This is a genomic window from Bacillaceae bacterium S4-13-56, from assembly GCA_040191315.1.
In the GTDB taxonomy this organism is placed as follows: domain Bacteria; phylum Bacillota; class Bacilli; order Bacillales; family JAWJLM01; genus JAWJLM01.
In genome coordinates this window covers 25,262-50,338 of record JAWJLM010000011.1, presented here as the reverse complement: position 1 = coordinate 50,338, position 25,077 = coordinate 25,262, and the positions used below count along the sequence as shown (strand labels likewise).

General features: G+C 36.3%; 28 protein-coding genes. 23 read left to right on the top strand and 5 right to left on the bottom strand.

Annotated elements, in window-relative coordinates; all coding sequences use genetic code 11:
* Positions 1-461 precede the first annotated feature (461 nt).
* The 11 genes from RZN25_05175 to fni all read left to right on the top strand — a co-directional run bounded on the left by RZN25_05175 (position 462) and on the right by fni (position 11,726).
* Positions 462-1,742, top strand: a complete 1,281-nt coding sequence (locus RZN25_05175; GenBank protein ID MEQ6376215.1) for a Glu/Leu/Phe/Val dehydrogenase — start codon at positions 462-464, stop codon at positions 1,740-1,742.
* A gap of 290 nt (positions 1,743-2,032) precedes the next feature.
* The gene (locus RZN25_05170; protein MEQ6376214.1) at positions 2,033-3,019 is read left to right on the top strand and encodes a YpdA family putative bacillithiol disulfide reductase; all 987 of its coding nucleotides are present in this window, start codon (positions 2,033-2,035) and stop codon (positions 3,017-3,019) included.
* Positions 3,020-3,029: 10 nt separating this feature from the next.
* The gene (locus RZN25_05165) at positions 3,030-3,995 is read left to right on the top strand and encodes an asparaginase (protein MEQ6376213.1); all 966 of its coding nucleotides are present in this window, start codon (positions 3,030-3,032) and stop codon (positions 3,993-3,995) included.
* A gap of 104 nt (positions 3,996-4,099) precedes the next feature.
* Positions 4,100-4,789, top strand: a complete 690-nt coding sequence (gene prsW / locus RZN25_05160) for a glutamic-type intramembrane protease PrsW (protein ID MEQ6376212.1) — start codon at positions 4,100-4,102, stop codon at positions 4,787-4,789.
* A gap of 133 nt (positions 4,790-4,922) precedes the next feature.
* The gene (gene sleB, locus RZN25_05155; protein MEQ6376211.1) at positions 4,923-5,765 is read left to right on the top strand and encodes a spore cortex-lytic enzyme; all 843 of its coding nucleotides are present in this window, start codon (positions 4,923-4,925) and stop codon (positions 5,763-5,765) included.
* A 21-nt stretch (positions 5,766-5,786) separates the two neighbouring features.
* Positions 5,787-7,127 carry a germination protein YpeB gene (gene ypeB / locus RZN25_05150; GenBank protein ID MEQ6376210.1) on the top strand — a complete coding sequence of 447 codons (1,341 nt, stop codon included), beginning with the start codon at positions 5,787-5,789 and terminating at the stop codon, positions 7,125-7,127.
* A 78-nt stretch (positions 7,128-7,205) separates the two neighbouring features.
* Positions 7,206-7,877, top strand: coding sequence for a flagellar brake domain-containing protein (locus RZN25_05145; protein ID MEQ6376209.1), 672 nt, complete (start codon positions 7,206-7,208; stop codon positions 7,875-7,877).
* 301 nt (positions 7,878-8,178) lie between these two features.
* The gene (gene cmk / locus RZN25_05140) at positions 8,179-8,850 is read left to right on the top strand and encodes a (d)CMP kinase (protein ID MEQ6376208.1); all 672 of its coding nucleotides are present in this window, start codon (positions 8,179-8,181) and stop codon (positions 8,848-8,850) included.
* A 21-nt stretch (positions 8,851-8,871) separates the two neighbouring features.
* The gene (locus RZN25_05135; protein ID MEQ6376207.1) at positions 8,872-9,450 is read left to right on the top strand and encodes a lysophospholipid acyltransferase family protein; all 579 of its coding nucleotides are present in this window, start codon (positions 8,872-8,874) and stop codon (positions 9,448-9,450) included.
* A 93-nt stretch (positions 9,451-9,543) separates the two neighbouring features.
* Positions 9,544-10,677, top strand: a complete 1,134-nt coding sequence (gene rpsA / locus RZN25_05130; GenBank protein ID MEQ6376206.1) for a 30S ribosomal protein S1 — start codon at positions 9,544-9,546, stop codon at positions 10,675-10,677.
* Between the two features lie 17 nt (positions 10,678-10,694).
* Positions 10,695-11,726 carry a type 2 isopentenyl-diphosphate Delta-isomerase gene (gene fni, locus RZN25_05125; protein MEQ6376205.1) on the top strand — a complete coding sequence of 344 codons (1,032 nt, stop codon included), beginning with the start codon at positions 10,695-10,697 and terminating at the stop codon, positions 11,724-11,726.
* Positions 11,727-12,002: 276 nt separating this feature from the next.
* Here the strand turns inward: fni and RZN25_05120 are convergent, their stop codons facing one another.
* Entirely contained in the window at positions 12,003-12,140 is a 138-nt protein-coding gene (locus RZN25_05120) for a YpzI family protein (GenBank protein ID MEQ6376204.1), read from the bottom strand.
* A 112-nt stretch (positions 12,141-12,252) separates the two neighbouring features.
* Here RZN25_05120 and RZN25_05115 point away from each other — a divergent pair, with 112 nt between their 5' ends.
* The 8 genes from RZN25_05115 (at position 12,253) to RZN25_05080 (ending at position 17,917) form a co-directional block, all read left to right on the top strand.
* Positions 12,253-12,870, top strand: coding sequence for a hypothetical protein (locus RZN25_05115; protein ID MEQ6376203.1), 618 nt, complete (start codon positions 12,253-12,255; stop codon positions 12,868-12,870).
* Entirely contained in the window at positions 12,867-13,751 is an 885-nt protein-coding gene (locus tag RZN25_05110) for a YIEGIA family protein (protein MEQ6376202.1), read from the top strand. Before RZN25_05115 ends, RZN25_05110 begins: the two co-directional genes overlap by 4 nt.
* A gap of 5 nt (positions 13,752-13,756) precedes the next feature.
* A complete protein-coding gene (locus RZN25_05105) occupies positions 13,757-13,942 on the top strand; it encodes a hypothetical protein (GenBank protein MEQ6376201.1) in 186 nt (61 codons plus the stop codon).
* 109 nt (positions 13,943-14,051) lie between these two features.
* On the top strand, positions 14,052-15,362 hold the full coding sequence (gene der / locus RZN25_05100) for a ribosome biogenesis GTPase Der (protein ID MEQ6376200.1): 1,311 nt from the start codon (positions 14,052-14,054) through the stop codon (positions 15,360-15,362).
* Positions 15,363-15,375: 13 nt separating this feature from the next.
* Positions 15,376-16,404: an NAD(P)H-dependent glycerol-3-phosphate dehydrogenase gene (locus tag RZN25_05095; protein ID MEQ6376199.1), complete on the top strand. Its 1,029-nt coding sequence runs from the start codon at positions 15,376-15,378 to the stop codon at positions 16,402-16,404.
* A gap of 68 nt (positions 16,405-16,472) precedes the next feature.
* Positions 16,473-16,733 (top strand): stage VI sporulation protein F, encoded by a 261-nt coding sequence (locus RZN25_05090; protein MEQ6376198.1) that lies wholly within the window; start codon positions 16,473-16,475, stop codon positions 16,731-16,733.
* Positions 16,734-16,954: 221 nt separating this feature from the next.
* Positions 16,955-17,152, top strand: coding sequence for a DUF2768 domain-containing protein (locus RZN25_05085; protein ID MEQ6376197.1), 198 nt, complete (start codon positions 16,955-16,957; stop codon positions 17,150-17,152).
* Between the two features lie 51 nt (positions 17,153-17,203).
* Positions 17,204-17,917 (top strand): hypothetical protein, encoded by a 714-nt coding sequence (locus RZN25_05080; protein ID MEQ6376196.1) that lies wholly within the window; start codon positions 17,204-17,206, stop codon positions 17,915-17,917.
* 53 nt (positions 17,918-17,970) lie between these two features.
* On the opposite strand, the gene RZN25_05075 is transcribed toward RZN25_05080, so the two are convergent.
* Both RZN25_05075 and RZN25_05070 read right to left on the bottom strand, forming a co-directional pair.
* Complete coding sequence (locus RZN25_05075) at positions 17,971-18,330, bottom strand: hypothetical protein (GenBank protein ID MEQ6376195.1); 360 nt, start codon at positions 18,328-18,330, stop codon at positions 17,971-17,973.
* A 182-nt stretch (positions 18,331-18,512) separates the two neighbouring features.
* The gene (locus RZN25_05070; GenBank protein MEQ6376194.1) at positions 18,513-19,595 is read right to left on the bottom strand and encodes an aromatic acid exporter family protein; all 1,083 of its coding nucleotides are present in this window, start codon (positions 19,593-19,595) and stop codon (positions 18,513-18,515) included.
* A gap of 124 nt (positions 19,596-19,719) precedes the next feature.
* Here RZN25_05070 and RZN25_05065 point away from each other — a divergent pair, with 124 nt between their 5' ends.
* A complete protein-coding gene (locus RZN25_05065; GenBank protein ID MEQ6376193.1) occupies positions 19,720-20,631 on the top strand; it encodes a polysaccharide deacetylase family protein in 912 nt (303 codons plus the stop codon).
* 84 nt (positions 20,632-20,715) lie between these two features.
* On the opposite strand, the gene RZN25_05060 is transcribed toward RZN25_05065, so the two are convergent.
* Positions 20,716-21,147, bottom strand: coding sequence for a DUF1885 family protein (locus tag RZN25_05060; GenBank protein MEQ6376192.1), 432 nt, complete (start codon positions 21,145-21,147; stop codon positions 20,716-20,718).
* A 214-nt stretch (positions 21,148-21,361) separates the two neighbouring features.
* Here RZN25_05060 and RZN25_05055 point away from each other — a divergent pair, with 214 nt between their 5' ends.
* Positions 21,362-21,661, top strand: coding sequence for a DUF3055 domain-containing protein (locus RZN25_05055; protein MEQ6376191.1), 300 nt, complete (start codon positions 21,362-21,364; stop codon positions 21,659-21,661).
* A 488-nt stretch (positions 21,662-22,149) separates the two neighbouring features.
* The gene (locus RZN25_05050) at positions 22,150-22,263 is read left to right on the top strand and encodes a GapA-binding peptide SR1P (protein ID MEQ6376190.1); all 114 of its coding nucleotides are present in this window, start codon (positions 22,150-22,152) and stop codon (positions 22,261-22,263) included.
* 36 nt (positions 22,264-22,299) lie between these two features.
* On the opposite strand, the gene RZN25_05045 is transcribed toward RZN25_05050, so the two are convergent.
* Complete coding sequence (locus RZN25_05045; protein MEQ6376189.1) at positions 22,300-23,775, bottom strand: aminotransferase class I/II-fold pyridoxal phosphate-dependent enzyme; 1,476 nt, start codon at positions 23,773-23,775, stop codon at positions 22,300-22,302.
* A 154-nt stretch (positions 23,776-23,929) separates the two neighbouring features.
* Here RZN25_05045 and RZN25_05040 point away from each other — a divergent pair, with 154 nt between their 5' ends.
* A complete protein-coding gene (locus RZN25_05040) occupies positions 23,930-24,886 on the top strand; it encodes a nitronate monooxygenase family protein (protein MEQ6376188.1) in 957 nt (318 codons plus the stop codon).
* Positions 24,887-25,077 lie beyond the last annotated feature (191 nt).

Here is a 25,077-nt window from a genome sequence, read left to right as displayed (position 1 = left end):
TATCAGCTATATAACTTTAGTCGGGTGATAGTTCATGTCGCCATTAGGTTTTGCGTGCCAGAGTATAAGGGATTCTTGAAGGTAAAATACGCTTTCAAGAATCCCTTTAACGATAAAGCCAAGTTTTTCTAGTAGTATCAGCTATTTATAAATAATTTGTCTTGCTCCAGCGAAAAAAATTCCTCGAGTAATCTTCAAAGTTTTTGCCCCGAGTAAACGCACAAAGGGAAGCTAATTAGAGCTACTTCGCAGAAACAAGTGCTTTTCTTGTTTCGAGAGGCGCTTGCGCTTTTCTTATTAAGTTACTAAATATAAATGGTCATGGAAATTTTGGTTGAATACGCTTTCATTTTTAAAAAAACTTATATTTTCATATTTGCATATCGAATATGAAGGTGTATACTATTCTCTGAAAGTAAGCGTAGATATAAAGAGAAGGCAATTTCTTGGGAGGTAAGTTCATGGCAGCCGATAAAACATCAGACACTGCGAATGAAAAAAATGATCAGTTGAATGTTCTTAAGTCAACACAGACTGTCGTAAAAAACGCACTTGAAAAGTTAGGGTACCCAGATGAAGTTTATGAATTGTTAAAAGAGCCGATTCGAATGATGACTGTTCGAATCCCAATCCGGATGGATGATGGAAATGTAAAAATCTTTACTGGTTTCAGGGCTCAGCATAATGATGCTGTAGGACCAACAAAGGGTGGGGTTCGTTTCCATCCTAATGTAACGGAAAATGAAGTTAAAGCTTTATCTATTTGGATGAGTTTAAAAGCAGGAATTGTTGACCTACCTTATGGCGGGGGCAAGGGTGGTATTATTTGTGACCCACGGGAAATGTCATTTAGAGAGCTAGAGTCTTTAAGTAGAGGCTATGTTAGAGCAATTAGTCAAATTGTTGGCCCAACAAAGGATATTCCTGCTCCAGATGTGTTTACTAACTCTCAAATTATGGCTTGGATGATGGATGAGTATAGCCGTATTGATGAATTTAATAGTCCAGGATTTATTACCGGAAAGCCATTAGTGTTGGGGGGTTCCCATGGGCGTGAATCTGCGACTGCTAAAGGTGTAACAATATGTATTGAAGAATCGGCCAAGAAAAAGGGAATTGATTTAATTGGTGCACGAGTAGTTATTCAAGGGTTTGGAAATGCAGGTAGTTTTCTGGCAAAATTTATGCATGATGCGGGAGCTAAGGTCATTGGTATTTCTGATGCCTATGGCGCGTTACATGATCCAGATGGATTAGATATTGATTATTTACTAGATCGTCGTGATAGTTTTGGAACGGTAACTAAGCTTTTCAAAAACACGATTACTAATAAAGAGTTATTAGAGCTTGACTGTGATATTTTGGTTCCAGCCGCCATAGAAAATCAAATTACTGAAGAAAACGCTCATAATATTCGAGCTACAATTGTAGTGGAGGCAGCCAATGGACCGACCACATTGGAAGCAACCCGAATCTTGTCAGAACGGGGAATTTTATTAGTACCTGATGTTTTAGCTTCTGCGGGTGGGGTTACAGTTTCTTATTTTGAATGGGTTCAAAATAATCAAGGATATTATTGGACAGAAGAAGAAGTAGAAGAAAAGCTGTATAAAGCTATGATTAAAGCATTTAATACAGTTTACAATACAGCGGAAACTCGACGAGTTAATATGCGTCTAGCAGCCTACATGGTTGGTGTTAGAAAAATGGCAGAAGCCTCTAGATTTAGAGGATGGATTTAAGTTGAATTTTCCAATTAGATCTCCTATCATAGTCTTGGTAGGAGATTTTTTAGTTATACTTTCAGCAATTTGTAACTACAGTAGTTTGATAGTACAGGGAAAATAGGCTTTTGCTATTAGGACTTGCACTCAGAGTATAAGGGCTCCTAAGAAAGCAAAATACGCTTTCAAGAATCCCTTTAACGATAAGACGAATTTTGCTGAGCATATTTGAATCAGGGCAACGAAGGCCTTTGCCATATTGGTAAGTGAAGCCGATTTTTTTAGGGAGATAGGAAGAAGGATTAAATATGGAGGAATTGAAAGAAAAGGTGATTATCGTCGGCTCGGGTCCGTGTGGTCTTTCAGCCGCCCTTGAACTTAAAAAAAGAGGAATAGATCCTTTAATTATTGAAAAAGAAAATATTGTCCACACTATTTATCGATTTCCAACTCACCAGACTTTTTTTAGCACAAGTGAAAAGTTAGAAATTGGTGGGTTTCCTTTTGTTACGGAGCATTCCAAGCCTCTTCGTAATCAAGCGTTAGTGTACTATCGGATGGTTGCTAAAAGAAGCCAATTAAGAATTCAAACCTATGAACAAGTGCTGGAAGTTCAAAAAGACGGGGATTCTTTTCATGTACGGACTATTCAAAACGAAACGAAGAAGAAAAAATATATTTGTGATAAAGTGATTCTTGCCACAGGTTATTATGATCAACCAAATCAACTTATGGTTCCCGGAGAAGAATTGGCGAAAGTATCTCATTATTTTAAAGAAGCACATCCTTATTTTGGTCAAAAGGTAGTTGTGATTGGCGGTAAAAATTCAGCAGTAGATGCTACGCTGGAACTTGTTAAAGCAGGAGCTGAGGTGACTGTTTTATATAGAGGAAGTCGTTATTCAGAAAGTATTAAACCGTGGGTTCTGCCTGATTTTGACTCCTTGGTTCGAAATGATAAGATTACTATGGAATTCAATGCAAATGTTTTAAAAATCACGGGTGATCAAGTCTTTTATGAAAAAGCTGGAAAAGAATTTGCAATAGATAATGATTTTGTTTTTGCTATGACTGGATATCAGCCTAATCAGCAGTTTTTAAAAAGTTCCGGGCTACTAATAGATTCAAAAACAGGCAAACCGTTTTTCAATGAACAGACAATGGAGAGCAATGTAAAGGGATTATATATTGCGGGAGTCATAGCAGCAGGGTTTAACAACAATAAGATTTTTATAGAAAATGGTCGATTCCATGGGGAACTCATTGCGAACCACATAATAACTGAGATGGAATAGAGGATAAATTATGAAGAAAAAAGTTGTGTTACTAACAACTGGAGGAACTATTGCAAGTGCACCGAGAAAAGAATCTGGGAAATTAGCTTCTGGTGCTCTTACAGGTGATGAATTAGCTTCACTATGTGAATTACCATCAGATATAGAGATAATAATCGAGTCTGTTTTTCAAAAAGCTAGTATGCACATAACATTAGAGGATTTACTTTATTTAAAATCGAGAATTGATGAATATTACCTTGATCCTTCCATTGAAGGTATAGTAGTAACCCATGGGACAGATTCGCTGGAGGAATCAGCTTATTTCTTAGATTTGACTGTACTGGACCAAAGAACAGTAGTTGTAACAGGTTCACAAAGATCTCCTTCCGACATTGGAAGTGATGCTTTTATAAATATTAGGCACGCAATTTATGCTGCCTGTGAACCAGATCTTAGGGAAGTAGGAACCGTTGTCGTATTCAATGAAAGAATATTTCCAGCAAAGTATGTCAAAAAAGAGCACGCTTCAAATATTCAAGGCTTTAATGTTTTTGGATATGGTTACATTGGGATCGTTGATAACGACGTCGTGCATGTTTATCAGAAACCAATAAAACGAGAAACCTATGACATTAAAGGAGTAAAAACACTTCCTACAGTTGATATTGTGAAATGCTATTTGAATGCAGATGGGAAATTTATTCGAACAGCAAGAGAAAGCAAAGTGGACGGTCTTATTATCGAAGGAGTGGGACGAGGTCAAGTTGCGCCTGACATGATGGATGAAATTATTAAAGCCGTTAACCAAGGGATAAAAGTTGTGATTACTACTTCCTCAGAAGAGGGGGCTGTATATACAACGTATGATTATTTAGGAAGCGCCTATGACCTATATAAAAATGGAGTCATTTTAGGGGATGACGATGATTGTAAGAAAGCTAGGATCAAATTGGCTGTAGCTATGGCAGCTGGTAAAGAAAATATAGCATTCTAAACAAAATCTTCCACCTGCCGCAAAGGCTTGGTGGATTTGTTATTTTCTTATGATGCTGATAATGATAACATAGTCATAGGTGTTTAATGAAAAGAGTGAGTAAAATGTTTACTTTATTAGCAGTTTCTATTGCTCCTGGTTTTGCTCTTTTATCATTTTTTTATTTAAAGGAGCGCCTTTCTTCGGAACCAATTGGATTTGTATTGCGTTGCTTTATTTTTGGTGCTCTTCTTGTATTTCCTATTATGTTCATTCAATATGTGTTTAAAGTTGAAAACATTGGCCAAAGTCCTTTTTTTTCTTCATTTGTGCTGTCAGGATTACTAGAAGAGTTTTTTAAGTGGTTTATTTTTTTGTATACAGTTTATAAGCATACATCCTTTGACAAGCCGTATGATGGGATTGTTTATGGAGTTGCTATCAGCCTTGGATTTGCTACAGTTGAAAACTTGCTGTATCTCCTGGCGAATGGAGTTAACTTTGCCATTGGAAGAGCAATATTTCCAGTATCTTCCCATGCACTCCTGGGTGTGATTCTTGGTTTTTACATGGGAAAAGCTAAATTTATGAGTCAACAATCAGCTAGAAAATGGATTGGTTACTCGTTGCTTATCCCGGTAATTTTACATGGCTCCTACGACTTAGTTTTAGAAATAATAAAAGAAAATTGGATGCTTGCTCTTACTCCTTTTATGATCTATCTTTGGTGGATAGCTTTGAGAAAAGTAAAAATTGCTAACAGCTCCAATATACTACAGCCTAATATTCCAACACAACAATCTGAAACCCAATGAAAAGGAACTCTTTATTATTTCAAAGAGTTCCTTTTTATTGGAGTAATATATCTTCTTGTGAAACCTGTGCATAAAAAGACTAATCCTTCAAAAAATAACTAGGAATCGAGACTAAGAAGTAGGAGGTCAAGTGATGAGATTTCTTAGGGTACTATTTATTATTTGTCTTTCATTAATAACGGTTACAGTCCCTACAGTCGATCAAATAAAAAATGTCTCAGCATTTTCGAATCAGATCGTTCAAAGAGGGGCCGTTGGAGATGATGTAATAGAATTACAAGCTCGTTTACAATACTTAGGGTTTTATAATGGAAAAATCGATGGGGTTTTCGGATGGGGGACCTATTGGGCACTACGTAACTTTCAATATGAATTTGGCTTAGATATTGATGGTTTGCTAGGACAACAGTCAAAAGATAAGCTGGTTCGTGCGTCTAAGTATGACAAAGCGTTCGTAAAAGACCAAATAGCTAAAGGAAATAATTTTACCTATTACGGTGGAGTAAATCCGAAAAATCAGGTGAAGCAGAATACAAACCAAAGTACTCAAGGAAACCAAAACAAGAACAATCAGAATACTGGGAGTGCTAATCCCACGGCTGTAAATGTACCAAGCGGATATTCCCAAAACGATATCAACATTATGGCCCAAGCAGTACATGGAGAAGCAAGAGGAGAGCCATATATAGGAAAAGTTGCTGTTGCTGCAGTAATCCTGAACCGTGTGGAGAGTCCCACATTTCCTAATACAGTATCAGGAGTAATCTTTGAACCCCGTGCATTTACTGCAGTTGCGGATGGTCAAATTTGGTTAACACCTAATGAAGAATCAAAAAAGGCTGTATTAGATGCTATTAATGGATGGGATCCATCGGGGAATGCCCTATATTATTTTAATCCAAACACAGCAACATCTACTTGGATTTGGGGACGTCCACAAATAAAAAGGATCGGAAAGCATATTTTCTGTAAATAATCATAGGAAGGAGGAAATAAAATGATTCGAGGAATTACTATTGGTGTCCTAGCGGTTGGAATTATGGGAAGTGCGTTCTGGGGGTATCAGGAACACCAAGAAAAGAACGCAATTCTCATACAGGCGGAAAACACATATCAACGTGCATTTCATGATTTATCTTATCACTTGGATTTACTGCACGATAAAATTGGAACAACATTAGCTATGAATTCAGACTCTCAGTTGTCTCCACAGCTTGCGGAAGTTTGGCGCTTAACATCCGAAGCTCATGCTGACGTTGGTCAACTGCCATTAACGCTAATACCTTTTAATGAAACAGAGGAGTTTTTAGCTAGTATCGGTGAATTTAGTTATCGAGCAGCAATAAGGAATTTAGAGAAAGAGCCATTAACCGATGAGGAGACAGAAACATTAAAAACGTTGTATGAACAATCTGGAGAAATAAAAAATGAAATGAGAAAAGTTCAAGCGATGGTTATTAAGAATGATCTACGGTGGATGGATGTTCAATTAGCTTTAGCCACCCAAGATGAAAAAGCGGATAATACAATTATTGATGGATTCAAAACAGTAGAGAAAAATGTAAAAGGTTATACGGAAGGAAATTATGGTCCAACTTTTACAAGTGTTAGTAGTGATAATCATGAATATAAATATATTACTGGCAGTGAAATAACCGAGGAAGAGGCACTTAAAAAAGCTAAAGAACTATTCACTGTTGAAATGGAAATGGATATTTCAGAAAGTGGTGAGGGAGCAGATATTCCAATGTACAGTATTTCGTATGATATAGATGATCGCCATGGCTATATGGATTTGTCCAAAAAAGGCGGTCACGTATTATCACTAATCATTAATAGGGAGATCTCCGAACCAAAACTTAGTCTTTATGACGGTGGAGAAAAAGCGAAAGAATTTGTAGATCAATTTGAATATCCAGAGGAACTAGAGATTTTCCAAAGTAGTCAATATGGAAATACAGGAGTTTATCAGTTAATTGGAAAACAGGATGATGTCAAAATTTATCCTGATTCTGTACAGATAAAAGTCGCATTAGATGATGGAGAGGTAATTGGTATTTCTGCAAGAGATTTCCTTATGAATTATCAAAAGAGAGAGATCAATACAGAAGATATTATTTCATCAGAAGAAGCCCGCGATAAGGTAAATTCAAATGTGAAAATTCAAGAAGAATCACTAGCAGTAATTAATAATGACTTAGGGAAAGAAGTCCTTTGTTATGAGTTTTTAGGTATTCTTGGTAATGACACATATCGTGTTTTTGTAAATGCGAACAATGGTATGGAAGAAATGGTTGAAAAAATGGAGCAAGTTGAGGCAGATTTATCTGCCTTATAGGGAAGGGTTTATACCTTTCCCTTTTATTATTTTCATGGGATAATAAAGATAAAGATTTCAATGGAAGAGGGTTTCAAGGTGATTAAAATAGGGACACCTTTATTAATTGAACTAAGTTCCTCAAATCAGGACGAAGTGGAAAGATATAGATGTAAGTTAGTTGAAATGAACAACTATCAATTGTTTATTGATTATCCTGTAAATGAAAGAACAGGACGAACAGGATTTTTTTTAGAAGGAACTGAATGTAAAGTATCCTTTGTTGGTAAGGATGATTCAATTTACATGTTTCCTTCAGAAGTGAGAGGAAGAAAAAAACTAACGATCCCTGTTTTATTGTTAAGTTATCCAGGAAATGATAAACTGTTACGAATTCAAAGAAGAGAATATGTGAGAATTGAAACTGCTGTGGATGCCGCGGTTCATGACCCATTAAAGCGCTTTTTATCTTTTACCACGGTTACTTCTGATATAAGTGGGGGAGGATCGGCGATTATTCTCCCAACAGACCATAATTTAAAAACGGGCATGGAAATAGAGGTGTGGTTTGTTATTCCTTTAAATAACGGCGATATCAAGTATATACAGACTACTTCTCGGATTGTTCGTATAGTCTTTGGAGGAGGAATTCAAAGGGATAAAGCATCTCTGCAATTCATGGATATTAAAGAAAGTGATCAGCAGACTATTGTTCGATTTTGTTTTGAAAGGCAATTAGCTTTACGAAATAGAAGAATAAAAAAGAATTGATTCCATTTATCTGGAGACAATATTGTGTAAAATGACTCTAGGTAAGGGGTAATCAACATGAGAAGACAAAAAAATAAATTTCTTAAGAAGTTTGAACAACTTCTTATTATCATAGTCTTTCTTTTGGGAATAAGTTTAGTAACAGTTCAATATTTACATACACATTCAAACGCCTTACTACGATTTCAGCCATACATGAAATATCATGGTGTTTTTACGGATCCGTTAGTCAATGACGTACAAGGTATGATATTCTTAAAAGGCAAACTAGAGTAATTGCTTTATTAGGAGGATAAACTGCATGAAAAAAATAGCCATTGCCATTGATGGTCCTGCTGCTGCGGGAAAAAGCACAGTAGCAAAACTACTTGCTAGAGAACTTCATTATACATACATTGATACAGGAGCTATGTATCGTGCCTTAACAAAAAAAGCAATGGATGAAAAAGTAGATTTAGAGGATGAAAAAAAACTTACTGATGTATTAAAAAATACGACAATAGAACTAGTACATGGGGAAAATAACCAATTAGTTTTTGTGGATGGAACGGATGTTTCTGAGGAAATACGAAACCCGACCATATCGAATTCAGTCTCGATCGTAGCACAACATGAAAACGTCAGAAAAGAAATGGTAAAGAGACAAAAAGCACTAGCGGAAAAACGTGGAGTAGTTATGGATGGAAGAGATATTGGGACCCATGTTATTCCTAATGCAGAGGTAAAAATCTTTTTAATAGCTTCAGTTGAGGAGAGGGCAGAACGAAGATATAAAGAAGATATTCAAAAAGGTTATCAAGTAAACCTAGAGATAATTCAAAAAGAGATAAGGGAAAGGGACCGTTTTGACTCTCAAAGGAAGATTGCTCCTTTAACAAAAGCTGAAGATGCAGTCGAGGTGGATACGACCTCAAAATCGATAGAAGAGGTGAAAGACGAGATTTTGAACATAGTTAAGTCTAAATTAGTTTAGTTTGGAGAAAGGGGAAAAAGGATGCTCTATAAGTTTGGAAAATTTTTATGCTCTGTAATCTTTCGACCTATTTATCATATTAAAATTCATGGGAAAGAAAAAGTTCCAAAATCAGGACCTGTTATTATTTGTTCCAATCATATTTCAAATATAGACCCATTGATTGTCGGAATTACGTCTCCAAGAGTTATCCACTTTATGGCAAAGGAGGAGTTGTTTAAAAATAATTGGATTGGGTGGATCCTTAAGAATGTTAATGCATTTCCTGTAAAAAGAGGATTTCGCGACAGGAATGCACTTAGAAAAGGACTAGCAGTTTTAGAAGAAAAACATGTTTTAGGGTTGTTTCCGGAAGGAACAAGAAGCAAAGATGGACAACCTAAAAAAGGGCTGGCGGGAGCAGGATTCTTTGCGTTGAGGTCAGGCGCACCTGTAGTTCCTTGTGCTATTCTCGGACCATATCAAAAATTCAAACCTCTCCATGTTATATATGGTGAGCCTATGGATATTCAGAAAATGATAGAAGAAGATCTCTCTGCACAAGAAGTGACAGATAGAATCATGGAAGAAATTCAAAATTTAATTAATACTGTAAAATAGTGCACTATTTCCCTTGACAAAAAACGTCATTTATTAGAAGTTATAACAAAGAGCAGATTTTGTTCGTGTGTCGGAAAAGAGGAGGTCATTTTGATGGATGAATTGAATCAGGAGTTATCAAAGGGTTTCGCAGTAGGGGATCAAGTAACAGGGAAAGTTGTTAAGGTTGAAGACAAGCATGTCCTTGTGGACATCGGATTCAAGGTTGAAGGGATTGTTCCCATAAGTGAATTATCTAGTCTCCATATTGAAAAAACTTCAGACGCTGTATCTGAAGGAGATGAACTAACCTTGCAAGTGAAAAAGGTTGAGGATGATGAAGTCATCTTATCTAAAAGAGCAGTAGATGCGATTTCAGCTTGGAAAGACCTTGAGGAAAAGTACAACACTGAAGAAGTGTTCGAGGCTGAAGTGAAAGACATTGTTAAAGGGGGCCTTGTAGTAGATGTTGGCCTTAGAGGTTTTATTCCTGCATCTCTTGTAGAGACCCACTATGTTGAGGATTTCGCTGATTATAAAGGGAAAAAGCTGACTCTTAAGGTAGTGGAATTAGACAAGGAACATAACCGAGTCATTTTATCTCATCGCGCTGTTCTAGAAGAAGAGCAAAGCAAGAAAAAAGGGGAAGTTCTTCATCATATTGAAGCAGGAGATACTGTTGAAGGAACTGTACAAAGAATTACAGATTTCGGAGCGTTTGTCGACATTGGAGGAATTGATGGGCTAGTTCACATTTCACAATTATCTCATGAACATGTAGAAAAAGCTTCAGACATAGTAAAAGAGGGAGACAAGATCAAGGTTAAGGTACTATCAGTTGATCGGGACAATGAAAGAATTTCTCTTTCTTTAAAGGAAACACAGCCCGGGCCATGGTCTGATATCGAGGATAAAGTAAAACCAGGTAAAGTCATTGAAGGGAAAGTGCGGCGGTTAGTTAATTTTGGTGCTTTTGTGGAGGTAGTACCTGGAGTTGAAGGCCTAGTTCACATTTCACAAATTTCAAATCGACATATAGGAACACCACAAGAAGTGTTAAAGGAAGGCCAAGATGTGAAGGTGAAGGTTTTAGATGTAAGTGAAAAGGATAAAAGGATTTCTTTGAGTATTAAAGAAGTAGAAAAGGAACAAGAACAAGCTGATTATAAGCATTATCAAAAAGAAGAGGACCACTCTGGTTTTCAACTTGGAGATATGATTGGAGATCAACTAGATAAGTTAAAATAAGACATTTGGTGATGGATATGACAAGAGCAAAAAGAAAACAAGATCACATAAAACATGCACTTCAAACACAAGATCAAATATCTGAATCTTTCTTTGATTCCATTCATGTCATCCATCAAAGTGTCACCAACGTGAATTGGGAAAAAGTATCCCTGGAAGTTGAAGCGGGCGAACTGTTGTTAAGTTCGCCTCTTTTTGTCAATGCTATGACAGGTGGAGGAGGGCTCCTAACGGAGAAGATAAACCAACAGTTGGCTATTGCCTCCAGAGAAACAGGTATTACTTTAGCTGTGGGATCTCAAATGAGTGCGTTAAAAGATTCTACGGAACAAAGGACCTTTCAAATCGTCCGAAAAGAAAACCCAAATGGTATTATTTTTGCTAATATTGGAGCAGAAGCCACAATTGAGGAAGCTAATCGAGTAGTCGATATGATTGAGGCAAATGCTATTCAGATACATTTGAATACCCTTCAAGAGTTACTAATGCCAGAAGGGGACCGGTCGTTTGAAGGGCATATTGATCGAATTCAACAAATCGTTGAAAATGTAGGAGTTCCAGTCATTGTTAAAGAGGTTGGTTATGGAATATCCAAGGAAACAGCTAAGAAATTAAAGGATATAGGTGTTACATATTGTGATGTTGGGGGAATGGGAGGTACTAACTTCTCGCGCGTGGAAAATTTACGACGTCAAACTCCTCTAACTTCTTATGAGAATTGGGGAATACCAACACCAATAAGCATTTTAGAAACTACTTCTATCTTTGAGCAGGGGCATGTTTTTGCTTCGGGTGGAATTCGAAATGGATTAGATGGTGCAAAAGCTTTAATTCTAGGGGCAAAAGCATTTGGTATGGCTGGTATCCTATTAAAAACATTGACTGAAGATGGAGTGGAAGGTTTGATTCATAAAATTCGATCCGTCCATGAAGAACTTAAAATTGCCATGGTATTATTGAATTGTTATCGACCATTAGAATTAAAGGGACAACCTGTTATTTTTTTAAATGATGTTAAAGACTGGTTGGAACAGAGAGAAATCCTATAGTTTAAAAAGATGATTCCTCAATTTTATTTCGAGGAATCATCTTTTTATTTTATCCCGCATGAACGGGCAGTAATACCTCCACCCCAAGTCTTAAGTGAAACGAAAAGAGCAGGTGGGGGATAAACTCCCATAATAATAAAACATTAAATTTTTTATCCTTGTTGGTGAAGCTTGCTTCATGGTGGCTGCCCGTAAATGTCCGATTGGTTCAAGGCCTTTAAGTCATACCCTTGGTGCTAACAATCATTGGGGAAGGACACTGATTGAAATTTCACTTTATCGTTGTCTTTGTTCTCTTTCAGCTTCTTTAGGGGTGTCTAAATAGGTAGAACCAGGGAAATGGTTTTTAGGGTCTCGATCACTTTCTACTCTTCTACTTTTCTCATTCTTTCTTTCTTGGCGATCCTTACCCATCAAAATTCCTCCTTAAGATATATTCGTTATTAATATGGTTAGTAAATAATGTTTGTATGCGTTTTAGAAAATATAAAATTGTGCATAATGACAATAGAAGAGGGGATCGTGGGTGGATATTGTGCAAGAGGGCTTCTATTTTTATTGGTTTATGTGGATGCTTTGGATTATTTTCTTTTTTTTCTTTCCTAAAACCGCGACTAGAATAAAGTGGACTATGGGAATTTTGATCATAGTGGCGTTAAGTGGAGTAGAGATATCATTAAGCTCTGCACTGACTATAAATTGCTCTGTGTTTGGTCTTTTATTCCTATCTGGATTGTTAATGAGTGAACAGTCTAACTATTACTTTTTAACATTATGTTCCTTTTCCTTAAGCATTGGATTTTCCGGACTATTATTTTTTGAACAAATAAGCCCTGTCTTGATGATCTTTCCAAGAATGTGGTTATTTAGCTTTATATTAACACTTGTTTTATTTTATGTATCGAATGTATTCATCCAACAAGCTTCTATCCTAACTCTAGGATTAGTAATGGGGGATATTCTTCATTCTTTTATTATATATAGCTATGGTATGGAGAAGCTAACAGTTGGGCTTCCTTTTCTGGATGTTTGGGCTACTACCTTAATGATGTTATTTGTTTTGGAAGGAGTCCGAAACATGGTTTTCAAAGTAGATCAAATAGTTGAAAATCATACTCAAACAAAAACGAGGTGGATACGGTGAATGAGTATACTTACCCAATACTTTTTGGTGTAATCATTGGGGTCATTGCAAGATTATTCATGTTAAGAACAGATTATCGACAATACCCTACCTATTTACATGGAAAAATCATACATATCTCTTTGGGATTTATTGCCGGGGCTTTAGGAGCTGTTGCTGTTCCTGCTATTATGGAAAAAGAATTTACAGCTGTTACATTTTTAACGTTAGCAGCCTCCCAGTTTAGGGAAGTAAGAAATATGGAACGTAATACCCTGTCCGAGCTAGATTCTTATGAACTCGTTCCACGAGGTAAAACTTACATAGAAGGGATTGCTGTTGCTTTTGAAGGGCGAAATTATTTAGTAATTATGACTTCCTTGTTTTCAACTACCCTTTACCTAATTACTAATGTCTGGGTCTCCTTTTTAGGTTCATTGCTTTTATTTTTAGCGATTCGGAAATTAATGAGTGGTTCAACTTTAAAAGATATAGTTGAGATAGAGCACTCTCCATTACATTTTGAAGGGGCAGGGTTACATGTAGATAATATTTATATAATGAATATTGGTTTAGAAGCGAGACAAAAAGAGATTTTAAAGTATGGTATGGGATTTGTTTTAACCCCTAAAAATTTCAATATAAGATCTACCATTGCTAATTTAGGTCAAAGACAGGCCATCTTACATGATGTTTCTGTTTCTTTAGGAGTTTTTAGAGATTCTGGTACACCGGCGCTTACCCCGTTAATTAAAAGAGACTTAGATGATGGAAGAATAGGTGTTTTTATATTGCCCCAAGAAAAGGATGTAGATAAAGCTATTAGGACGATTGGACAAGTACCAGTACTAGAAAATGCCATCCGTATACCTTCTGAATCAAAAGCAAATCAAAAGGGGTGAGAGTGATGCAAATAGAAAAAATGATTCTAGCTGCCATTACAACTGATGGAAATAAAGTGATGGGGGGAACCCCTATTTTTAAATGTGATACCAAGGAAGAAATGGAGTCGGTAGCTGCTAATTTAGAGGCTATACTCGATGGAATCAGTCATGCATTAAGTGACTCTTTATATATTATTGTAAAACATTAATGAAAGTCTTGGATAGATAGGAAAATGATTGTTTGTTTGCCTTTGTTTTGCTAAACTTAAAAAGTTATAGGCTAGTACACAAAAAGATTGAGAAAGGGTGAACCTTTCCATGCGAAAATCAGTAGTTGCAATCGTAGGAAAACCAAATGTCGGAAAATCGACTATCTTTAATCGCTTGGCAGGAGAAAGAATTTCTATTGTAGAAGATACCCCCGGTGTGACCAGAGACCGAATTTATTCTGAGGCCGAATGGCTGAATACGTATTTTAATATTATTGATACGGGCGGGATAGAGGTCGGAGATGAACCAATCACTGTGCAAATGAGACATCAAGCTGAAGTTGCTATTGATGAAGCTGATGTAATTATTTTTATGGTAGATGGAAAAGAAGGAATAACCGCACAGGATGAAGAAGTTGCTAACCTTCTATTTAAATCGAATAAGCCTGTAGTGCTTGCCGTTAATAAAATCGATTCACCAGAAAGAAGAGAACGGATTTATGATTTCTATTCGTTAGGTTTTGGGGAACCTTATCCTATCTCTGGCACTCATGGTTTAGGTTTAGGTGACTTATTAGATGCTGTTATTAAACATTTTCCAGAACGTAATTTGGATGTAGAAGAAGAAGATGTCATTCGATTTAGCTTAATTGGACGTCCAAATGTAGGGAAATCCTCTCTTGTAAATGCTCTGTTGGGTCAGGACCGAGTAATCGTAAGTGATGTTGCTGGAACTACTCGTGATGCTATCGATTCGCGATTTGTTAAAGAAGGTCAAGAATATGTCATTATTGATACAGCTGGTATGAGAAAACGAGGGAAGGTCTACGAGTCAACAGAGAAGTATAGTGTGTTACGTGCATTAAAAGCAATTGAAAGATCAGATGTCGTTCTAGTTGTGTTAGATGCCGAAGAAGGAATAATAGAACAGGATAAAAAAATTGCTGGATATGCACATGAAGCAGGAAAAGCAGTGGTAATTGTGGTCAATAAATGGGACACGATTGAATCAGATGAAAAGGCTATGAAAAATTTTGAGGATAAAATTCGCGCACACTTTTTATATTTAGACTATGCCCCAATTGTTTTTCTTTCAGCTAAAACGAAAAAGCGAACTCACACGCTATTACCACATATTGTTCGAGCTAGTGAAAATCATTCGAAAAGGGTTCAAACAAACATTTTAAATGAAGTCATTATGGATGCTTTGGCTATGAATCCAGCTCCAAGCATGAAGGGGCAGAAATTAAAAATTTTATATTCTACTCAAGTTGCAGTGAAACCACCAACATTTGTTGTATTTGTTAACGATCCTGAGCTTATGCATTTTAGCTATCAAAGGTTTTTAGAAAATAGGGTGAGGGAAGCATTTGATTTTGAAGGCACACCTATTCGTATATATGCAAGAAGGAGATCGTAAAGGGGGAAGTTACATGCGAAAAGTTGCTGTCATGGGAGCAGGTAGCTGGGGAACCGCTTTAGCACTAGTCTTGGCAGATAATGGGTTTGATGTTCGTTTATGGACTCATCGAAAAGAACAAGCAGAAGCTATTAATAAGACACATAGGAATGATCATTATTTAAAGGATATAGACCTTCCTACCACAATCCGAGCTGTTTATGACCTTGATGCAGCTCTAAGTGATGTTGAAGCAGTTTTATTAGGAGTCCCAACGAAAGCGATTAGGGAGATATGTCAAAGATTAAATAATCATCTTGATCATAAAGTGCTTTTAATTCATGCAGCCAAAGGTGTTGAACCAGGAACATATAAACGTGTTTCTGAAATGATTAATGAGGAATTGAATTCAAGGTTATTTTCTTCTGTTGTCGTATTATCTGGCCCAAGTCATGCAGAAGAAGTTAGTCTCCGTCACCCAACTACCGTAACAGTTTCCTCAGAAAATATGCAAGATGCCAAGGACGCTCAAGATTTGTTCTTTAATGAAAACTTTCGCGTGTATACAAATCCGGATATTCTTGGAGTTGAATTGGGCGGTGCTTTGAAAAATATAATTGCATTAGGAGCGGGGATTTCTGACGGTCTTGGATATGGAGACAATGCAAAGGCTGCTCTTATTACTAGAGGTCTCGCTGAAATAACAAAATTAGGAGCGAATCTGGGAGCTAACCCCTTAACTTTTATGGGGTTAGCAGGTATGGGAGATTTAATTGTTACTTGTACCTCGGTACATAGCCGGAATTGGAGAGCAGGCAATCTGCTTGGAAAAGGATATAATTTAGATGATGTTTTAGAAAAGATGGGAATGGTTGTAGAAGGGGTTCGCACGGCAGAGGCAGCCTACCATTTAGCAAAATCTAAAGGTGTGGAAATGCCGATTACCGAAGGAATTTATAAAATATTGTATGATAAAGAAAATCCTAAGGTAGTTGTAGACCAATTAATGACAAGAGTTAAAAAGCATGAAATGGAACATCTCCCGAACATTTTTTCTAAGTAAACAAAGACTCACACTAGTCTCTTCCTTGCATATACTGAATTGAACGCGAAACGCAAGGAGGAGAAGAAATGAGCGGATTTCAAAAGAATCTATTTGACCATATTGAAAAAAAATCAAGTATCAAACCTGATGAGATTTTTAAAGTAGCCGATCAAGTTAAAAATGCTAATTTACAAGACGAAAAAACAGTGCGCCAACTAGTACGCCAGTTAGCTCAAATGGCAAATAAGAATATTTCAAAAGAGAAAGAAGATAAAATCGTGAATATGATCATTCAACAGGGAAGTTCATTAGATATGAACACTTTAAACAAAATGATAAAAAAATAGTCTTGTCTTAGGCGTCTGAGTATACGATTTCAAAGCTTATGGCATAAAATACATCGCAGCAACAAATCATGCAAAGCTGCTTGGATGGGTACCAATTAGTCAAACCGAGATAATTGCCCCTGTTATCTCGGTTTTCTTTTTTGGCTCTGTATCGTACCCGTATGATATAATATTTGTGGTTTAGAATATTGGATGTATTTTGTACATAAGGAGCGTTTTATATGTCACGAGCTATGTTAAATATGTATATCTCCTTTGCTGGGATTATTTTTATGTTTCTCGCTATAGGTTTGATTATGTTGAGCCGGTATAGATTAAAAGGTGTATTGCAAGTATTGACAACAATTTTAGCTTATATATGTATGATTTTATCTGGTCTCATCATTTTTTATGTAGTAATTAGTGGTCCTTCTATGTAACGATACTAAGGAAAGGAGCTAGATGGGACAAGCCAAACTGTCTCGAACAACATGAACTTTAATAAACTAGTATTATTATTACTTTCAAGTATTCTTTTGACAGGCTGTATGTACCCTGAAGAAGAATACTCTAAAAATCAAAGACCTAATGAAGTTCAATTGGAAATGATGCAGAAAGCAGTAGATCAATATTCTACTGAAACCGGGGGATATTTACCTATCCAAAATCGGGATATAGACACCCCAATTTTTCAAAAGTATCCAATTGATTATTCTAAATTAAGAGAATATCAATTAATTGTTGAACCACCGGATAACTCCTTTGAAAAAGGTGGGGTTTATCAATATGTTATTATTCACGCTGAAACAGACCCTACTGTAAAAGTAATTGATTTAAGATTGACTGATAAAATAAGAGAATACAACTTAAAAATTGATACCTATAGGCAACGCAACCAATATCCTCCATATGGAGAGAGGGTTGGTGGACCAGTATTCCGAATAAAATATGAACAACTAGGAATGGATAATGAACCATATGTTTCTAGTCCATATACTGGAAATCCTCTTCCAGTATTTATTAATGGAAGTGGTGAGCTGGTCATTGATTACAGACCTGATATATTTCAATTACTAAAGGAAAAGGATTACTCTTATAAAGAAGGAGATGATCTAAGATATTTATTAACAGATCATTATTCGATTGTCCCTGCATATTCAGAAAAAATAGTATTGAAAAACGGAGAACCTGTTTATTCAAATTAAAAAGACCGATCATCACGATCGGTCTTTTACGTCAATACTTGTCTTCCCATTACTCATTGAATCAAAGTTTTTGAAAGGGTTTCAAGGATTTCATCTTTGGACTTTGGCCCAAAAACACTGGTGATTTCTTGATCTCCCTTTAATACAATTAGAGTAGGGAACACTTGAACCTCATTTATTCTGTTTTGCTTCCATTCGGTCAATTTTTTGGATTCTTCTTTTGATGAATCATCATATTCCATTCTTAATTCTAAAATAGCGTCGACGTAAGATTCTTCTTGTTTTTTTGAAATGTTTGCTTTGGTTACAAACAATAACTCATAATTATTCTGTTTTAATTCTAATTCTACTGTATCAACTGTAACATGTTTTTGTTCACATCCGACGATTGGTAACAAGAAGACCAAAATCAAGGGTAGGAGTTTCATGATAAACGGGTGTCAAGGTAGTCAAACAAGGAAGCACCCTTCTCTCCTTTCGATATCCTCAAATTCAATTTGAATTCGACGCTTTTTTTAGGGCATTTAAATTGTACCATTCCTTTTTGCTTTGGCGTGAATTGTTTTCAATTTGTTACAAAAATGAAAAGAAGAAGTTAAGTTGGTTGAAAGGGCAATTCTCTTTTATTTGTTTGATGCCTCTTTTCAAGAGTATAAAGTTCTTCTGATAAATCATGAATGCATAATATTTCATATAAAAACATGATTTCAGGGGCAAAGTGATGGTGATAATTGCTTGAAGAATGAATATTGGTATGACCCTTTCTCCATTCCCAAAATAATAGGTCAACATGATATATATCATCAAAATGTTCATTAGGAAAGCTATGCTCCGAATCAGAAAGGGTATCACAAATGGAATCCACTGCTTTAAGGATTAATTGTTTTTGGGAAGCATCAAATAATTCTCCTGATATTTTAATATAATTTAAATTTCCTATATGAAAAGCTACTTGTCGAATAACATGAAGTTTGTGCTGTAGTAGTTGCATTTCTTTTGCTTCTTCTTTTTTGTATTTATGATATTTCCATTCTTCTCGCTGATATTGTAGCCATCTGTAATTTCTATCAATGGATTCAGTCAGATTTTGAGATTTCCTTCGTAGCTCTGTCCATGATCGTTGTTCTTCCGCTTGAAAATGTTTACGTACAATATCCTTAAACAGCAAGGAAGCATTTCTGAAATTTTGAGATGAACTTTTCTGAATTTGCATGAGATAGTTTGGTGGAAGCAAAACAAAATTTACAGCTGATGAAACTACTATACCAATGGTTGTAGTGGCTAAACGTATAAAGAAGTCAACAAAATAATTCTCACCCATACCGGGAATCATAGCTACGGCTGTTATGGTTGCCACCAATATTCCATCATAAAGTTTTAGTTTGTAACAAACTCCAATAGTCAAAATAGTTGCAAGAGCGTAAGTTAAGGGAGTAATTCCTAACCAACCATAGAGACTGACAGCAATAAAAGCCCCGAGTGCAGAAGCGGGGAAACGAATAAGTGCTTTTTTTACTGAATTGGCAGCGGTATTTTCAACGGTTACTATAGCAGTAATAACCGCAAAGATAACTGGAAAGTCGAGAGCCATACATAAAAGTGAAGTGAAGAACACTGATATTCCAGTTTTTATAGTGCGACTCCCAAACGGGAAAATTCGTCTAATGTTTGTAAGCATAAAAAAAACACCTTTCTGTGATCCCATCTCTTTTATTTTACCAAAAGTAGAAAAAAAGGATAGGAAGGATTATAAATTTTGATTATAATTAGAATACAGCTTGGCATACTCAGGAGGGAAAAACATGAAAAATTGGATCTTAGCAATTGCAATGGTTGTAGTTTTAGTAGGTTGTAATTCGGAGGGAAATGACACAGTACACACTAACAGTAATGGTACGAATGTGGATCACGCTGAGCAAAATGAAAATACAAATAATAATATTGATGCGAATGATAATACTGATGAAGTTGAAGAAATACACGATGGAGAAAATGAAGATAGTCAAGAGATTAACCAGCCAACACAAGAAGAGGAAGTAGTAGTGGAGGTTGAACCCCAATATGAGATGTCATCTGACTGGAGTTTTAAGCCTATTGGTGATGCTAATGAGATGGTTGCACTCCTTACCATTGATGATGCTCCACACAAATACGCTTTAGAGATGGCAAAAAAGTTAAAGGGACTAAATGCTCCTGCCATCTTCTTTGTAAATGGGCACTTTCTGGATACTGATGAAGAAAAGACTATTTTAAAAGAAATCCATGAAATGGGATTTGAAATTGGCAATCATACGTACAATCATACGAACTTAGGAACGATTGATGATAAAGCACAACAAAAGGAAATTGAAGAGTTAAGTAGTCTGGTTGAGGAAATTATTGGTGAGAAGCCAAGATTTTTCAGAGCACCAAATGGTACTAATACTGATTTTGCTAAACAGTTTGTGAAAGAAGAGGGCATGCTTCTTATGAATTGGACCTATGGATATGATTATTTTAAACCTTATATGGATGCTGAAAAGCTTAAGGAAGCTATGATCACAGGAAAAGGACCAGAAGTTGACGTTCCTTACTCTTTACTAAAACCAGGAGCCAACTTATTAATGCATGATAGAGAATGGACAAATGAAGCGTTAGAGGATATCGTTATAGGACTTAGAGAACAAGGATATGAATTATTAAATCCAAAACTCATAAAAACACCAACTAATTAACCTTGGTATCAATTAATAAAAGCATCAAAAAAGGAGAAAGATTAAATTCTTTCTCCTTTTCATCTAAAATATTTTGAAAATTCATTATTTTCGTTTATAATAATACATAATCCTTCCATTAAATAAATGGAGTTCACCTTCAAGTTTTTTTCCGAGAAACTTAGCTAATTCATTGGCCTTACCCAAATCACCATGCTCAGAGTTATCTGGTAACATAAGTTGAACATAGAATTGCTCATTGGTTCCATCCTTTGTTTGTTTAACTACGCTCCCAACACCAATGAGGATGTAATGATAGCGGTCATCCTGACCACGAAGGATGAGGTAATGTCCATTCTGATCTTTTTGTTCTTCTACAGTATAAGGGAAGGAGTGTTTACTATACTCCCATTGCAATTGCTCGCCTGTCTTTGATGTAATTTCTTGATAATAGCTGATTAACTCTTTTACATCGTCCAGTTGTAATTCTTGTTGTTTGCTATTTTCTACTAAATAGATATAAGCACTTTTCCCCATTCTACTCACTCCTATGTAAGAATTCCTGCTTTACTTATGGTAGCATTAAATTACTCGTTATGGCAACGATTTCATGGTTTAAAAATAAAAGTGTGAATGTGTGAACATTTGTAGAAATTAACAACACTTGTGTTGTTTTTCACAATAAAGCAGCTTATAATAGTAATTAATACTCTCTGAAAATAGGCTGTATGAATAAAAGGAGGTAATAATTATGGAATTTTATCAAAGACTCTACGATGAACAAGAACATGTGAAGACTCGATTTGTCGGTTTTACAACTGAGGATGTTCGTTATGATTTTGGAATTGTCCATACGACAATGTTTTTTGGAAAACCTCTCGTGATTTGTATGCAAACAGGACGTTCAGCTTTATTGGATTTAAGTGACCTTCATGACCTTGACCACCTTTGCCGTGTATTTAAGCTAAAATCATTAGATGAGGCTAAGGTGTTGGCCATGTTTTTTGAAGAAGCTCTACCAGCAAGTTACGAAAGTGTACAATATGAATAGGAATCGGAAGTGAAAAACGACCAATAACTGGTCGTTTTTTTTTTTTAAAGATAAAGCATAAAATTTGTCTAGCCCCAGCGAAAAAGCATCATCGAGTAATCTTCGAAGTTTTTGCCCCAAGTAATCGCACAAAGGAAAGCTACTTAGAGCTACTTCGCAGAAACAAGTGTTTTTCTTGTTTCGGAGGGGCAGCCTATCGACTAGAGTCGGCTCCCTCCTCTCATTCGATAAGTCAACATCGATGAAGGAGGTTCGGTTAAAAACGCGACATCATGTCCTAAGAAGCAAAATACGTTTTCAAGAATCCCTTTAACGAATCAGGAGTTTTCTAAGAAATTAAATTAAAAGTTGATCAGTATGTAGAAAAAGCAATAATATTCATCATAAAAAATTAATATGACATACTATTTGTTCTTGAAATATTAAATGTGACATATTATAATAGGATTAAAGGTATGAAAGCGCTTTACAATAGGGAGGGATTCTTAATGGGGACTATTGTTTGTCAAGATTGCCAACGGATTATAGAAGTTTTTGAAGATGAAAAGGTTTCTGTTCTTTATGCGTCAAGTGAATCCTGTAATTGCAAAAAGAACAAATAGAACAGAAAAGGACTGCCACAGCAGTCCTTTTCTGTTCTATCTAAAAGCTTTGTGCTCTTTAATCACTCTAATATTTTCAATGGTTTCATCTTCTGGTCCTTGTACAGGCAGACCAGCTTCAAGATTTTTTCGAATGTAGTCAATATTTTCGAATGTAATAATTTCTCCTGGAAGGAAAATAGGGATTCCAGGCGGATAGACCATAACAAACTCTGCACTTATTCTTCCTTCTGCCTCTTTTAAAGGTATGATTTCTGTTTCGGAATAAAAAGCATCTCTTGGAGAAATAGCTAGCAGTGGGATTTCCGGAATATATACCTCCACTTGATCCCAATCAGCTTTAGCCTGATTTTCTAATTCTTTGGAGAGATGAGAAAGTGCTTGAATAAGGGTATCCACATCTGACTCTATATCTCCAGGTGTAATTAAACATAATATGTTATAAAGGTCAGACAATTCTACTTCAATGTTATAATTTTCTCTTAACCATAATTCAACCTCATATCCCGTTACATTGAGTTGCTTGACTGATATAATTAGTTTGGTTGGATCAATATCGTAAGAAGCACTTGATGTTAAAATTTCATCTCCAACACAATAGAGGTGCGGAATTTCATTGATTGCTTTTCTTGCTTTGTCTGACAGAGAGAGTGCATAGTCAAGTAATTCTTGTCCCCTTGTAGCTAATTGTTTTCTGGCAACATCCAAGGATGCTAGCAAGATATAGGAAGTAGATGTTGTTGTTAACATGGATAAAATGGATTGAACATGTTCATGATGAATGAGCCCTTCCCTTAAGTTCAACACAGAGCTTTGGGTAAGGGAACCACCTAATTTATGAACGCTAGTTGCCGCCATATCAGCTCCAGCTTGCATGGCTGACATTGGCAAATCCTCATGGAAATGGATATGGACTCCGTGAGCTTCATCTACAAGAACGGGTACATTTCTTTCGTGTGCAATATCTACAATCCGTTTTAAATCTGCCGCAATTCCAAAATAGGTTGGATTAATGACAAGTACGCCCTTTGCATCAGGATGATGATTCAACGCTTTTTCTACAGCTTCAGGTGCAATACCATGAGAAATCCCTAGTCTAGAATCTACTTCAGGATGAATAAACACGGGGGTTGCACCAGAAAAAACAATTGCCGAGGTAACCGATTTATGAACGTTCCTAGGAACAATAATCTTATCCCCGGGTTTACAAACAGACATAACCATAGCCATGATTGCACCGCTTGTTCCTTGAACGGAAAAGAATGTATAATCTGAGCCAAAGGCTTTTGCAGCTAACTGTTGCGCTTCCTGTATCATTCCATGGGGATGATGAAGATCATCTAGAGGACCTATATTAATTAAGTCAATCGATAATGCATTATCTCCTATGAAATTTTTGAATTCAGGGTCCATTCCGCGACCGCGTTTATGACCGGGGATGTGGAACTGAATGGGGTTTTTCTGTGCATGTTCTTTAACTCCCGTAAATAATGGTGTATCTTCTTGAGACAAAATCAAAACACCTCTTAATCTCTAAAAATTTTATTGATAAACAAAAGAATTATAGCAAAAAGAATATCTTATGACTAGTTTGTTACAATACCCTTCGTACATTCAAGAAAAACATTCAATATAAAAATGAAAAAAAGCTAAGGGAGAGGTTTTTATGAAAACTAAAATTACCGAGCTCTTGAATATCCAATTTCCCATCATTCAAGGTGGATTGGCCTATTTGGCTTATGCTGAATTAGCAGCAGCTGTTTCGAATGCAGGTGGATTGGGGCAAATTACTGCTATGAGTCTACCTGACCCAGAGGAATTACGCAAGGAAATTCATCAAGTAAAGAATAAAACAACTAATCCATTCGGTGTGAATTTTGCCATAGGACAAGGACGTCGGCCTTTTGAAGATATGGTCAATGTTGCTATAGAAGAAGGTGTGGAAATTGTTTCAATAACTGGAGGGAATCCAAAACCGATTCTAGATATGGTTAAGCCTAAAGGAATAAAAGCATTAGTACTTGTTGCAGCTAAAAGACAAGCCATCAAAGCGCAACAATTAGGAGCTGATGCGGTCATGGTGGTAGGGTATGAAGGCGGAGGACACTTAGGTAGAAGTGACTTAGGCACATTTATTTTAACCCCAGAAGTTGTTGATGCTGTCCAAATACCAGTGATCGCTTCAGGCGGGATATCAGACGGAAGAGGATTAATGGCTGCTCTAGCATTAGGTGCAGAAGGTGTAGAGATGGGCACAAGATTCATAGCAACAAAGGAGTGTGTACATGCCCACGAGCATTATAAAAAACGAATAATCGAGGCGGATTCTGATGCCACTACAGTTATTAAGAGAACATTAGGTACTCCCGCGAGAGCGTTGAAAAATTCATGGACTGAGAAAATTCTAGATATGGAAAAAAGAGATTTAGGCTATGAGGAGTTAAAGGACTATATTAGTGGGAAAGCTAATAAAAGATTTATTTATGACGGTTTAGAAGAAGAGGGGTTTGCATGGGCTGGTCAAGTAGTGTCCAGAATCCACGATATTCCTACTGTGCAAGAACTTTTTAATAGGATAAAAACAGAAGCAGATGATATTAAGCATCGAATGAGCCATCTTTAAAAGGGAGTGTTATTTTGAACAGGATTCTGGATATGCGGCTTTTCCAGTGGTGAAAAAAGCTAAAGAAGATTCTCAAACGAAAATTAAAATGTAAAAAGAGGCCAATAAGGCCTCTTTGATTTTACTTTCAGAATTTATAACTTAGTTGTGATAGCATAAGTAAAACTAAGGCTTTCGCCATTAGGACTTGC